Genomic DNA, 12647 nt, shown 5'->3' with positions numbered 1-12647 from the left:
TCGCCTTACGGTGGAGCTGTGCGTAGATGTGATCAAGAGACAGGCCGTCCCGGGGCGGTTGTCCCGGGGCGGCTGTCCCCGGGGCCGACGGCCCGCCATCCTGTGATCCCGGCTGTCTTCCTTTTGTCACGCGCCGGCCCCTGCGGCGTTTAAGCTGCGGCGGCCGGCGGGGACGCAGCAGAGCCAGGACATGGCCACCCCCCGCGTTCAGGAGGAAGAGCCCTTGGCCAGCATCATCGCTTTCAGCGCCTTCGGGCGCCTGCCCATGCGCCCCGTCACCGATCCCGAACTGGATTCCGTCCTCGCCGAAAGCGCACCGGGCGAGGTGAGCATCCTCTATCTCTGGGGCAGCCGCTGCGCCGATTGCGACGCTGTCCGCACAGCCCTGCGCAGCAAGCCGGAAAGCTTCCGCTGGCCCGGCGTCCGCTGGCTCGAAAGCGACCTGCGCGACGATCTCCGCCTGGCGACACGCTTCGGGCTGCTCGGCATCCCGGCCTTCCTGATCTTCGCCGGGCGGCGCCCCCGGGGCAGGATCACCGGCTGGCCGGGCGTCCCCACCTTCACCCGGCTGGTCGGGGAGCAGCTCCAGCGGCTCCATTGAGGCCGCCGGCCGGGGTTGGCGGCATGGCGGCCGCGGCCCCTGCCGGCGCTCAGCGTCCGTTGCGCTCGATCGACACCCGCACGTCGAGCGGCGGCGCCGTATAGGGGGCGGAGGTCACGATCACATCCACCCCGGTCCGGGCATAGTCGGCGATGTTGCGGTCGCCGATGCCGCCGGTGGCGATCAGCACCGGCCGCTGCTGGTGGCCGTTCAGCGCGCGCACCACCTCGCCCACCTGTTCCGGCGAGAACTTGTCGCACTGCACGATGTCCGCCCCGGAATGGGCGAACTGCACCGCCTCGTCCACATTGCCGGCCTCGACGGCGATCTTGCGCTCCGGCTGCGCGGCGCGGAGCTGCGCCAGCCAGAGATGCGGCGGCTGCCGCCCAAGGAAGCCCCGGTGCTGCGCGAAGACCAGCACGCTGTCGGACAGGCCGAGCCGGTGCGGCACGCAGCCGCCCGCCGTGATGGCGCGCAGCATCAGGTCCTTTGCCCCGGGCAGGTGCTTGCGCGTGCAGGCCACGGCGATCTCCGGGCGTATCTGCCGTGCGGCCGCCCGCAGCCGGGCGGCGGCGGTGGCGATGCCGGAGGTCAGCTCCACCAGCGTCTGCGCCGTCTTGGTGGCGCGGTGCAGCGCGCCGGCCGGGCCGCGCGCCTGGAGGATCGGGCTGCCTTCCTCGACCTGCGCGCCGGAGCGGCAGAAGCTCTGCACCTCATCGCAGCCGGCGAGGCGGAACAGCGTCTCCGCCTCCTCGGCGCAGCACACGGTCATCAGCGCCCCGGCCGTCATCGACAGGCGGCCATGCAACTCGCCGATACCCAGGCCCTGGGTGGTCAGGTCACCGTAGGGAGAGTCCTCCTGCAACAGGAACTCGAGGCGGGCCGTCGGAATGGTGAAGCTCATGGAGTGACCCCCTTTTTCTGGCGCGGATCATAGACCAGGCCCCGCCGCGCAGCCCCCCCGCAGGTCCATGCCGTGGCCTGCACCAGGCTCATAACGTCCGGCGGACGAACCGTCCCATTCCGGGGTCAACACGGGAATCCTCCGCCGCGTGGCCGGTCACGGGATCGGCATCCCCACGGCCGGATGCGGCCGGTTGTCTCCCGTCCGGCCCGGCGCCATTGATGCTGCGGGCCGGACCGGCCCCAGGACCCGCCGATGACGACTTCGCCCGAACCGCTTCCCACCGCCGTCGCCGCCGAGGCCAGCCGCCTGCCCTTCGCCTCCGGCCCAGCCCGCCCGCAGGCGCTGATGGTGGCGGCGGAAACGCCCGTGGCCCTGGCCTATTCCTCCGTCCCCTTCGCGGTGATGATGGCCACGCCGGCGGATCTGGAGGATTTCGCCTACGGCTTCAGCCTGACCGAGGGGATCGTCGCCTCCCCTGACGAGATCCGCGGGGTGGCGCTGCGCGGGGAGGACCGGGGCCTCGCCCTCGACATCATGCTGGAGGCCGGCGCTCTGCGCCGTCACCTGGCGCAGCGCCGGGCGCGGGAGCGCAGTCTGCCCGGTCGGACCGGCTGCGGCCTCTGCGGGATCGAAGAGCTGGAGGCCCTGCCCGCCGCGCCCGCGCCCGCCGCCCCCGCGCCGGTGCTGGAAGCCGGGGCGATCCGCGCCGCGCTGGACGCGATGGAGGCGGCGCAGGTGCTGAACCAGGAGACCCGCGCCGTCCATGCCGCCGCCTGGGCGGGGCCGGATGGCGGGCTGCGCCTGCTGCGCGAGGATGTCGGCCGGCACAACGCGCTGGACAAGCTGATCGGCGCCGCCCTGCGCCGGGGGGGATCGGCGGCGGAAGGCTTCCTGCTGATCACCAGCCGCTGCTCCTTCGAGATGGTGGAGAAGGCGGCGGCCTTCGGGGCGCGCAGCCTCGTGGCGGTCTCGGCGCCGACCTCCCTGGCGCTGGAACGCGCCCGGGCGCTCGACATGACGCTGCTGGCCGTGGCGCGGCGGGATTCCGTGACGGTCTTCCATGGCGCTGGGCGCGTCGTCGGGCCGGAATGCCCCTCCTGACACACAAGCGGGGGGAAGGCGGCGCCTTCCCCGGACCGAACGGCCCCCGGGCCCGTCAGGCCAGCATCGGCGGCGGCACGGGGGACAGGTCGAAGGTCACGCCCTTCACACCCGGGATGCCCTCCGCCAGCACCCGCAGCCCACGCTCCACATCGTCGGAGTTGCAGAAGCCGTGGAACTGCACCGTGCCCTTCTCCACATGCGGGAAGATGTAATAGGCATCGGCCCAGCTGTGCCGGCGCATCTCGGCCACCAGCTTCCGCTCGATCTCGGCATCGCTGGTCTCGCCGGGCGCCTGCGCCGGAGCGGCGACGATGGCCTTCATCAGGTCGGCGCGGGACAGGATGCCGACCAGCTTGCCGTCGCGCACCACCGGCAGGCGGCGGATGTTGCGCTTCGCCATGATCCCCGCGGCCTTCTGGATGCTGTCATCCTCGCCCACCGTTTCCAGGCTGGTCGTCATCAGGTCGCGCGCCACGCGCCCATGCGACTGCACGTACTGGAGAGCCTGGCTCGGCGCGGATTCGATCAGGCGGCGGAACCAGGACTGCGCCTCCTCCTCGCCCGTGATCTGGCGCAGCAGGTCGCCCTCGGTCACGAGGCCGACGAGCTGGCCCGTCGCGTCCACCACCGGCACGCCGGAAATCCCGCGCGAGGCGAAAAGGCTGGCCAGGGCGGGCACCGGCGTATCCGGGCCGACCGTCATCACCTGGCTGGTCATGATCTCGCGAACTTTCACAGCGTCCTCCTTGGTTCTGTCCCTGACGAAGCCAGCGCGGCGGAGCCGTCCGGCACGAGGGCTTCATCCCACGACAGATGAAAACGCCGCCATGATCTGGATCAAGGGAAAAGACCGCCGATGGCGCCTTGCCTCCCCGGCGCGCAGCCGCTCCGCCAGCCCCGCGCACAGCACCCGGCCGCGAAAGCCGGGACCTTTCGCGCCCCGGCATCAGGCCCGCGCGTCACCTCGGTGCGCCAGATGAACAGCCCCGCCGAGACCAGGATCAGGAAGCCGGCCAGGTCGGCGAGGCCCGGGAACTCGCCCCAGAGCAGGCTGCCCAACAGGGTGGCCCAGATCAGGCCGGAATACTCGAACGGTGCCAGCATCGCCGCCTCGCCGCTGCGATAGGCTGCCGTCAGCAGGAGCTGGCCGACGCCCGAGACCATCCCGATCCCGGCCAGCAACGCCCATTGCCCCGCCGTGGGCCAGACCCAGATGGGCAGCGAGGCAATGGAGCAGGCGACCACGCCCGAGAGCGCGTACCAGAGCACGATGGTCACGCCCGGCTCCCCGCCCGTGCCCATGCGGCGGATCGAGATCATCGCCAGTGCCCAGCCGATGGCGGACAGCAGCACCACGCAGACCGCGGCGGGATCGGGCGCGGCCGCCCCCGTGCCGGGCAGCAGACCAGGCGAGAGCATCACCAGCACCCCGCTGAAGCCCACCAGCACCGCCGAGACCCGCCGCGGCCCCACCCGGTCGCCCAGCAGCGGCACAGACAGGACCGTAAGGAAGAGCGGCATGGTGAAGGTGAGCGCGCTGGCCAGGGCGAGCGGCAGATGGGCATAGCCGTAGAAGGAACCGCCCATGGCCAGCAGCCCCCAGCCGCTGCGTTGCAGGTGGCCGAGCGGCGCCCGGGTCCGCAGCGCCCGCCAGCCGCCATGCGCCATGGCCTGCGGCATCAGGGCCGGCAGGGCGAAGAGGTTGCGGAAGAGCATCACCTCCGCCAGCGGGATCGCGCCGCCCAGCAGCTTGATCATCGCGGCGACCAGCGAGAAGGCCAGGGCCTCCCCGAGGACGAGGAGGATGGCGCGCCTGCGCACGGCGCTGGCCGGGTCTTGCATGGAGGAGGTGCTCGTGTGGACGGCGTATCGCCCCGAGGCTAGGGTCCACCGCATGGGATGACCAGGGCGCCCGGCCCGGCGGCGCCCGCCCGGCGGCCTGTTCCGTGTTCCGTGTCCGGTCGCCGTCCCGGCGCGGCGCCCCGCCGGCCCGGGCGGGACCGTGGAACGCGTTTGCGGAGTGGAACGACGATGACCGAGCTGCTGTACCGCCTCGACCCCTATGGACGCGACGCGGGCGCGACCGTCGTCTCCTCCGGCCCCGAGGGCGTGGTGCTGGACCGCACCCTCTTCTATGCCCGCGCCGGCGGCCAGCCCGGGGATTCCGGCACGCTGCGCTGGGCGAAGCCGGACGGGAGCTACGCCGAGGCCAAGGTCGCCGAGGCGCTGAAGGGGCTGGACAACACCGTCCTCCACACGGTGCCCGAGGACGCGCCGCGCCCTGAGCCCGGCACGCATGTGGTCGCCTCGATCGACTGGGAGCGCCGCCACCGCCACATGCGGATGCACACCACCCTGCACCTGCTCTGCGCCGTGATGCCGGGCATCTACGCCACCGGAAACCAGATCGGGGCCGAGAAGTCGCGCCTCGACTTCGACCTGCCCGAGCCGCCGCCGAAGGAATGGCTGACCATGCAGCTCAACGCGCTGATCGCCGCCGACCATCCTGTGGAGGAGCGCTGGATCGAGGAGGCCGAGCTGGACCGCAATCCCGGCCTGGTCCGCACCCTCTCGGTGCAGCCGCCGCGCGGCGCCGGCCAGATCCGCCTCGTCCGCATCGGCTCCGAGGAATCGCCGGTGGACCTGCAGCCCTGCGGCGGCACGCATGTCCGCTCCACCAGGGAGATCGGCGCGGTGGAGGTGACCAAGCTGGAAAGCAAGGGCAAGCAGAACCGCCGCGTCCATATCGTGCTGAAGGACTGAACCGGGATGGATTCGCTCGTCACCACCGAATGGCTCGCCGCCGAGCTCGGCAAACCCGACCTCGTGGTCCTGGACATCACCTACTACCTGCCGCCCGAGGGCAGGACCGGCCGCGCCGAGTTCGCCCGGGCCCATATCCCCGGCGCCCGCTTCCTCGACGTGGACGAGATCGCCGATCCGGAGACCGACCTGCCGCACATGGCGCCCACGGCGGGCCGCTTCGCGCGCCTCGTCGGGGCGCTCGGCATCGGCAACGACACGCGCGTGGTGTTCTACGACCAGAAGGGCATCTTCTCCGCCCCGCGCGGCTGGTGGCTGATGCGCCTCTTCGGCCACACCAAGGTCGCCGTGCTCGATGGCGGGTTGCCGAAATGGCAGGCCGAGGGCCGTCCCGTGGAGAGCGGCGAGCCCGCCCCCGCGACGCCCGCCGCCTACCAGCCCGACTTCATCGCCGCCTTCCTGGCCGGCATCGGCGACGTGAAGCGGATCGTACGACAGACCAGCCCCTTCGCCACGGCACCGGATGCGGAAGGCGGCGCGGCGCTGATCCTCGACGCCCGCGCCCGGGGCCGCTTCGAGGGCACGGCAGCGGAACCGCGCCCCGGCCTGCCCTCCGGCCACATGCCCGGCGCCAGCAACCTGCCCGCCACCGAGCTCATCGCCCCCGGCGGCACCTTCCTGCCGCCCGAGGCGCTGCGCGAGAAGTTCGCCGCCGCCGGGGTGGACGGCACGCGCCCGGTGGTGACCAGCTGCGGCACCGGCATCACCGCCTGCGTCCTGGCCTTCGGCTTGCATCGCGCCGGGCTGCCCGAGGCCGCCGTCTATGACGGCTCCTGGACCGAATGGGCGGCCCGGCCCGAAACCCCGAAGGTCAAGTGATGCCCGATACGCTGCCCCGCCCGCCCGCTTCCCGCCCGGAGCTTTCCTTCGAGACCCGCATGACCCAGGCGGGCCGCGCGCCGCTGCGCCGGCACGGCTTCGTCAACCCGCCAGTGCAGCGTGGCTCCACCGTGCTCCATGCCTCCTGCGAGGCCATGGATGCCGTCCACAGGCGCAGCTTCGAGCAGGTCCTTACCTACGGCACCGCCGGCGGCCCGACGCATCATGCGCTGGAGGATGCCATCGCCGAGGTCGAGGGTGGCACGCGCTGCCTGATCGTCGGCACCGGCCTGGCCGCCATCGCCGTGCCGCTGCTCGCCTATCTCAAGGCGGGCGACCACTGCCTGATCGCCGACAGCATCTACGGCCCCACCCGGCGCCTCGCGGACGGGCTGATCCGGGGCTGGGGGATCGAGGTCGAGTATTACGACCCGCTGGTGGACGAGGCGGGCATGGAGGCACTGCTCCGCCCCAACACCCGCGTGGTGATGACCGAAAGCCCCGGCAGCCATACTTTCGAGGTGCAGGACATCCCCGCCATCGTCCGCGCCGCGCACCGCCACGGCGCCAAGGTGCTGATGGACAACACCTGGGGCATCCACCACTTCCAGCCCTTCGAGCATGGCGTCGATGTCTCGATCCAGGCGCTGACCAAGTATGTCGGCGGCCATTCCGACATCCTGCTCGGCAGCGTCACCGTGAATACGCCCGAGGACTGGCAGACCGTCCGCAACGCCTATGTGGCGCTGGGCCAGTTCGCCAGCCCGGACGACTGCTGGCTTGCCCTGCGTGGCCTCCGTACCCTGCCGGTGCGGCTGAAGCATCAGGCGGAGAACGGGCTGGAGGTCGCCCGCTGGCTGGAAGGCCGGCCGGAGGTCGCCCGCGTCCTCCACCCGGCCCTGCCCTCCCACCCGCAGCACGGGATCTGGAAGCGCGACTTCACCGGCACCTGCTCGCTCTTCGGCGTGGTGCTGCAGCCGCGCTATTCCCGCGAGGAGATGTGCGCCCTGGTGGATGGGCTGCACCATTTCGGCATCGGCGCCTCCTGGGGCGGCTATGAGAGCCTGGCCCTTCCCACCGCCGTCACCCGCACCGCCACGCCCCTGGCCCTGGGCGGCCAGGCCTTCCGCCTGCATATCGGGCTGGAGGACCCGGCGGACCTGATCGCGGACCTCGCGGCGGGGCTGGACGCCCTGCCGCGCTGATGGCGACGGCACGGGAGAGGCCCTGCCTCTCCCGGTTCCGCTTCGTCCGAAGCGAGTGAGCAGGCGCCCTGCTTTCTGAGTAAGATAAATGGGCCGATCCGCACTCGAATGGATCGTAAGGAGCAGGAGGCGCGCATGATTCCGGTGGTCGGCTTATACGAGACCCATCTCACGGTGAGCGACCTCGAAAGGTCCATTAACTTCTACCAAAATATCGTTGGGTTGGAGCTCGCTCACACCATACCCGAGCGTCACGCTGCTTTCTTCTGGATTGGCGGCAAAGAGCGATCGATGCTGGGAATTTGGTCGATCCATTCTTCTCCGATCCGCTTGCGTCTGCACCTTGCCTTCTCTGTAGGGTTGGATGATGTGATCCGTTCGGTGGAGGTGCTCCGCTCCAACCATGTCACTCCGCGCGCCGGCGGCGACGGCCCTGAGATTGGCGAACCCATCGTCTTCCCATGGATGCCCGCAGCAAGCGTCTACTTTAACGATCCTGACGGCCACTCCCTCGAATACATCAGCATCCTGCCTGATGCCTCAAGGCCAGATATAACTGGAACAATGAAGTTGTCTGAATGGCGGCAGATACATCGCTAAAAGTAGTGAAAGCTCAGCAAAATCGGTGAATCGCCGTATCCGTTCCGCGCCACGGAAGCGGCGTGTACAGACCCAATCGGTATGATGCTGCCTGAGTATGGCAGACGCAGGCGGCTTCTCCGCGCTGAAAGCCGCGAAGCGGGAAACTACCCTCAGTTCCTCGGCGTGGTCACGGTCTGGGAGGCCCAGGACGAGCACTCGTCGCTCGAAAGGGCGTGCTTGTCGCACTCCTGCAACCCGACCACATAGGTCGTGCCGAACTCGACGGTCCCCACCTTGTGGGCACAGGCCGGCAGCGACCGCCCGTCCTTGTAGATCCCGCAGTTCCGGCCGGACTTGATCTCCTGGATGATGTAGGGCTCCCGTCCCGCGATCCCGAAGCGGAGATGCACCGCATCCCAGCAGGCGGGCGCTCCCCTGAAGAAATAATGGATCTCGGCCTGCCGCTTGCTCGGCGGAATGGTGCCCGGCCCCACGACGATGCTCACGGTCGGCTTGTACTGCCGGCAGTCATTGCCCGCCGCGGCAGGCCCGGCACCAGCGAACAGGAACAGGCCGAGCACCGCCAGAACCCAAACCATCCTCATGGGACATGCCCTCCGACTTCCGTCGCATCCTCACCCCATTCGATACGAATCAGAAATTTTCCGGTGCCCGCCCCCGCTCATTTGGTGGTGAGGAGCCGTGCGGCTTTCCCCGATGGAAAGAAAAACGTCCGGCAGGGCCCTACTTCACCAGCATCAGCCAGGGCAGCCCCACTGCCAGGAAGACGATCAGGTTGATCGCCCCGAAGATCGTGCCCAGCCGCCAGAAATCCTTGACCGGCAGGAAGCCGCTGCCGGCATAGATCGGGCTCGGCCCGGTGCCATAGGGCGAGATGATGCCCATGATGCCCAGGCTCAGGCACAGCATCAGCGCCATCCGCTCCATCGGCATCCCGGGGATGGCGGCCGCCACGGTCAGCATCACCGGCAGCAGCGCGGTGACATGCGCGGTCACGCTCGCAAAGAGGTAGTGCAGCAGGAAGAAGGCCAGCACCAGCGCCGCCATCGCCGGCACCACCGGCAGCCCCTCCAGCGCGCCTCCGAGCAGCGCGGCGATCCAGCGCACCACGCCGACCTGGGCCAGCCCGCCGGCCAGGGTCACCAGCGTGCCGAACCAGACCAGCGTGTTCCAGGCCGGCTTGTCGGTCACCACGTCGTTCCAGGTGATGGTGCCGGTCAGCACCAGCAGCGCCACGACCAGCAGCGCCGCCATGGTCGGGTCCATGATCCCGGTGCCGAAGATCCACAGCGCCAGCGCCAGCACCACCAGCGCCGCGAGCATGATCTCCCGTCCCGTGAGCGGGCCGAGGTTCTTCAGTTCCGCCTGGGCCCAGGCCTGTACCTCGGGGCTGCGCCGCACCTCGGGCGGATAGAGCCTGTAGGCGAGCCAAGGAGTGGCCAGCAGCAGGATCGCGCCGACCGGCAGGAAGCCGACGAACCAGGAGGTCCAGTCCAGCGAGATATGCGCGGTCCGCCGCACCAGCTCCACCGCCAGCAGGTTCGGCGCCAGGGCGGTGAGGAAGAGCGAGCTGGTGACGCAGGTGGAGGCGATGGCCGTCCACATCAGGTAGCTGCCGATCCGCCGCGCCGAGGGGTCGTTCGGCCTGGAATCATAAAGGGGCGGCAGGTTCTTCACGATCGGGAAGATGGTGCCGCCGCTGCGCGCGGTGTTGGACGGGGTGAAGGGCGCCAGCACGCCGTCGGCGATCATCACCGCATAGCCGAGCGTCAGGGTGCGCCCGCCGAGCCGGGAAACCAGCAGCAGCGCCAGCCGCCGCCCCAGCCCGGTCCGCTCATAACCGAGCGAGAAGATGAAGGCTGCGAAGATCAGCCAGACCGTGCCGTTGGAGAAGCCCGACAGCGCCCAGGACACGGCAGCGGCGGTCGGGTTGAATCCCGGCTGCGCCAGCTGCTCCGGCGAGAACAGCACCCATTGCGCCGCGAGCCCCGCCAGCACCACGCCCACGAAGCCCACCGCCGGAGAGGGGATGGGCTCCGTGATCAGCCCCGCGATGACCGCCGCGAAGATGGCCAGGAAATACCAGGCATGCTGCTGCAGGCCAGGAGGATGGGGCAGAAGGGCGATGCCGACCCCGATCACCAGGGGAAGGACGGGGGCGACCCATCCACGCTTGGACATGGCGAAGTTCCGAATCCGGTTCTCCGCCCAGTTTCACCTTCTTCGCGCGGCCCGTTCTGACCTGGATCAAGTCCCCGCCATCACCAAAGGGCGAGCGGCCCGCATCCCCGGCGATGGGCCGCCTAGGCTGCGGCGCAGCGGGCGCAGGTCCCCTCCACCTCCACCGTGGCATGGTCCGGCCGGAACCCGACCCGCCGGGCGGCGGCCTCCACCGCCTGCATCACCGCCGGGTCGGCCATCTCCTGGGTGGTGCCGCACTGCCGGCAGATCAGGAACTGGTGCGGATGGCCGTGGGCGTGGCCATGATCAGCCTCCATGCAGCCGACAAAGGCGTTCAGCCGCTCGACCTTGTGGATCAGCCCCTGCTCCAGCAGGAAGTCCAGCGCCCGGTACACGGTGGGGGGCGCCGCGCCCGGCCGCTCGGCCTTCAGCAGGTCCAGCAGCGCATAGGCGCCCAGTGGCTGGTCCGCCCCCAGCACCAGCCCCAGCACCTGCCGCCGCAGCGGGGTGAGCTGCGCCCCGCGCTTCAGGCAGGATGTCGCCGCCCGATCCAGTGCCGCCTCAAGCCCCTGCGCCATGCCCCTGCTCCCATCCGGTCCATGATGCGTTATATAGTATCGCATGCAGAGCCACCCAATCGCCGCCCCTGGCACCAACCCCGGCCCTGATGCCGGAACTGCCCCGCAGCCGCCCGGCGAGGCGGCGATCGCGCGGTTCCTCGGCGGGCTGCGCTTCGACGCCCAGGGCCTCGTCGCCGCCGTGGCGCAGCAGCACGACACGGGCGAGGTGCTGATGCTCGCCTGGATGAACCGCGAGGCCGTGGCCGAGACCCTGCGGACCGGCCGGGTCACCTATTACAGCCGCTCCCGCCAGGGCCTCTGGCGCAAGGGCGACACCTCCGGCCAGGTGCAGCACCTGCGCGAGCTGCGCCTGGACTGCGACGGGGATGCTGTGCTGGCGCTGGTGGACCAGGTGGGCGTGGCCTGCCACACCGGCCGGCGCTCCTGCTTCTCCTGGGCGCTGCGCGGGGAGGCCCTGGCCGCCATCGCCGAACCCCTGGAAGACCCGGCCACGCTGTACGGCACGGCCGCGCCCGCCCACGGCCATTCCGGATAACGTGGCACCGGCAACCTGGAGGGAGGTCCTCCAGGCTCCCCTTCCACCTTGCGTTGTATCCATCCCACGGGCACTAATGGCGGCGGAATGAGACGCCGCACGGGCCGGGCCGCCCGACACCCCACCCGTCCGCACCCATGACCGAACCCGCCGCCCGGATCCTGTTCGACGACGGCCACCTGCGCGTCGTCCTCCAGCCCGCCGAGGGGAAGGCCCGCGGCACGCTGCTGACTTTCGCCGACCTGACCTTCCGCCCTGACGGAACGCGCGCCTGGGGCATGGTCCCGGCGCGCAGGCTCGGCCTCGACCTGATCGGCATCGTCAGCCACGCGCCGGACTGGTATCCCGCCCGCTCCGTCGAGGCCGCCGCCCGCGCGGTCCGCCCCTTCGTCGATGCGCGCACCGTCGCCTATGGCTACAGCATGGGGGCACACGCGGCGCTGAAGCATGCCCGGCGCCTGGGCGTGAACCATGCCCTGGCGATCTCGCCGCAATACTCGATCGACCCGGCCGTGGTGCCGGAGGACAACCGCTACGCGGGCTATTTCCGCAGGAAGCTGCATGCCGGCCTGCACATCGACGCGGACGAGCTGCCGCCGGTGCCGGTGATCGTGGCCGACCCCTATCACCGCGAGGACGGTGCCCAGGCCCGCGCCATCATGGCGGCCGGGCTGGCGCACTGGGTACCCGCACCCTTCATGGAGCACTGGGCGATCCACCTGTTCCGCAGCAGCCAGGTGCTGGGGGAGGCGCTGGACACGGTGCTGGCGAACGACCCGCTGGCGCTGCGCCAACTGCTCCGCCGCCGCCGCCAGACCCATGTCTGGCACCGGGTCGTGGCGCGTGAGGCGTTGCGGCGCGGGCATGAGGACCGGGCCACCCACCTCCGCGAGGGCGCCCTGCGCCATGGCTGCGATCCCGCCCTGCTTCGCGACGATCAGCGTGAGCTCGTGCCCATGATGCTGCGCCGCTTCTTCGAGGACGGGAGCTGGCACCGGCTGGACGCCGCCTGGTCCCGCTACGGCGCGGTGCTGTCGGGCGCCTTCGATCCGTTGCAGGAGGTCGGCCACATGCTGACTGCCGCCGGGCGTGGCGCCCTGGCCGAGCCCTTCTTCCGGGCCGCCCTGGATGTCCGCCGCGACATCGCGCATGTCCATGGCGGCCTTTCCGTCGCCCTGTCCGCCCAGGGCCGCCTGCGGGAGGCCGTGGATGCCGCCCTGGCCGGACGCGGCTGGGTGCCGGGCGATGCCGCCCTGGCGGTGCTGGCGGGCGAGGCTCTGCTGGAGGC

At 70.7% G+C, this 12647-nt stretch carries 14 protein-coding genes; 8 read left to right on the top strand and 6 right to left on the bottom strand.

All coding sequences use genetic code 11. The features are described 5' to 3' along the window. Nucleotides 1–223: 223 nt before the first annotated feature. Nucleotides 224–601, top strand: a complete 378-nt coding sequence (locus ROTAS13_RS10725) for a thioredoxin family protein (RefSeq protein WP_019460017.1) — start codon at nt 224–226, stop codon at nt 599–601. Between the two features lie 49 nt (nt 602–650). Here ROTAS13_RS10725 and modD read toward each other — a convergent pair whose 3' ends face one another. Beyond that, nucleotides 651–1505, bottom strand: coding sequence for a ModD protein (modD, locus tag ROTAS13_RS10720; protein WP_075822314.1), 855 nt, complete (start codon nt 1503–1505; stop codon nt 651–653). A 255-nt stretch (nt 1506–1760) separates the two neighbouring features. On the opposite strand from modD, the gene fdhD reads away from it, so the two are divergent. Then, nucleotides 1761–2609: a formate dehydrogenase accessory sulfurtransferase FdhD gene (fdhD, locus tag ROTAS13_RS10715; protein WP_075822313.1), complete on the top strand. Its 849-nt coding sequence runs from the start codon at nt 1761–1763 to the stop codon at nt 2607–2609. A 55-nt stretch (nt 2610–2664) separates the two neighbouring features. On the opposite strand, the gene ROTAS13_RS10710 is transcribed toward fdhD, so the two are convergent. Together ROTAS13_RS10710 and ROTAS13_RS10705 are read right to left on the bottom strand one after the other, a co-directional pair. Beyond that, on the bottom strand, nt 2665–3348 hold the full coding sequence (locus ROTAS13_RS10710; RefSeq protein WP_253187657.1) for a CBS domain-containing protein: 684 nt from the start codon (nt 3346–3348) through the stop codon (nt 2665–2667). Between the two features lie 101 nt (nt 3349–3449). Then, entirely contained in the window at nt 3450–4454 is a 1005-nt protein-coding gene (locus ROTAS13_RS10705; RefSeq protein WP_226946067.1) for a DMT family transporter, read from the bottom strand. A 189-nt stretch (nt 4455–4643) separates the two neighbouring features. Between ROTAS13_RS10705 and ROTAS13_RS10700 the strand changes: the two genes are divergently transcribed. The 4 genes from ROTAS13_RS10700 (at nt 4644) to ROTAS13_RS10685 (ending at nt 8059) form a co-directional block, all read left to right on the top strand. Beyond that, entirely contained in the window at nt 4644–5375 is a 732-nt protein-coding gene (locus tag ROTAS13_RS10700; protein WP_075822312.1) for an alanyl-tRNA editing protein, read from the top strand. A 6-nt stretch (nt 5376–5381) separates the two neighbouring features. Further along, nucleotides 5382–6254 (top strand): sulfurtransferase, encoded by an 873-nt coding sequence (locus tag ROTAS13_RS10695; RefSeq protein WP_075822311.1) that lies wholly within the window; start codon nt 5382–5384, stop codon nt 6252–6254. Continuing rightward, entirely contained in the window at nt 6254–7459 is a 1206-nt protein-coding gene (gene metC, locus ROTAS13_RS10690; RefSeq protein ID WP_075822310.1) for a cystathionine beta-lyase, read from the top strand. The genes ROTAS13_RS10695 and metC overlap by 1 nt, the downstream gene beginning before the upstream one ends. Nucleotides 7460–7594: 135 nt before the next feature. Next, nucleotides 7595–8059 (top strand): VOC family protein, encoded by a 465-nt coding sequence (locus tag ROTAS13_RS10685; RefSeq protein WP_075822315.1) that lies wholly within the window; start codon nt 7595–7597, stop codon nt 8057–8059. A gap of 152 nt (nt 8060–8211) precedes the next feature. Here ROTAS13_RS10685 and ROTAS13_RS10680 read toward each other — a convergent pair whose 3' ends face one another. From ROTAS13_RS10680 to ROTAS13_RS10670, 3 genes are all read right to left on the bottom strand, one after another. Beyond that, nucleotides 8212–8646 (bottom strand): hypothetical protein, encoded by a 435-nt coding sequence (locus ROTAS13_RS10680; RefSeq protein ID WP_026032999.1) that lies wholly within the window; start codon nt 8644–8646, stop codon nt 8212–8214. Between the two features lie 139 nt (nt 8647–8785). Further along, complete coding sequence (locus ROTAS13_RS10675) at nt 8786–10243, bottom strand: anion permease (protein ID WP_075822309.1); 1458 nt, start codon at nt 10241–10243, stop codon at nt 8786–8788. A 122-nt stretch (nt 10244–10365) separates the two neighbouring features. Beyond that, nucleotides 10366–10821, bottom strand: coding sequence for a Fur family transcriptional regulator (locus ROTAS13_RS10670; protein WP_019460005.1), 456 nt, complete (start codon nt 10819–10821; stop codon nt 10366–10368). A 43-nt stretch (nt 10822–10864) separates the two neighbouring features. Here ROTAS13_RS10670 and hisI point away from each other — a divergent pair, with 43 nt between their 5' ends. After that, the gene (gene hisI / locus ROTAS13_RS10665; protein WP_019460004.1) at nt 10865–11359 is read left to right on the top strand and encodes a phosphoribosyl-AMP cyclohydrolase; all 495 of its coding nucleotides are present in this window, start codon (nt 10865–10867) and stop codon (nt 11357–11359) included. 137 nt (nt 11360–11496) lie between these two features. Then, on the top strand, nt 11497–12647 hold a 1151-nt coding region (locus tag ROTAS13_RS10660), incomplete at its 3' end, for a hypothetical protein (protein WP_075822308.1).

Origin of the sequence: Roseomonas sp. TAS13 (assembly GCF_001950415.1) — a bacterium.
Classification (GTDB): Bacteria; Pseudomonadota; Alphaproteobacteria; order Acetobacterales; family Acetobacteraceae; genus Roseomonas; species Roseomonas mucosa.
Note: the sequence above shows the minus strand (reverse complement) of the source record. Positions and strands in the feature narration are given on the sequence as shown.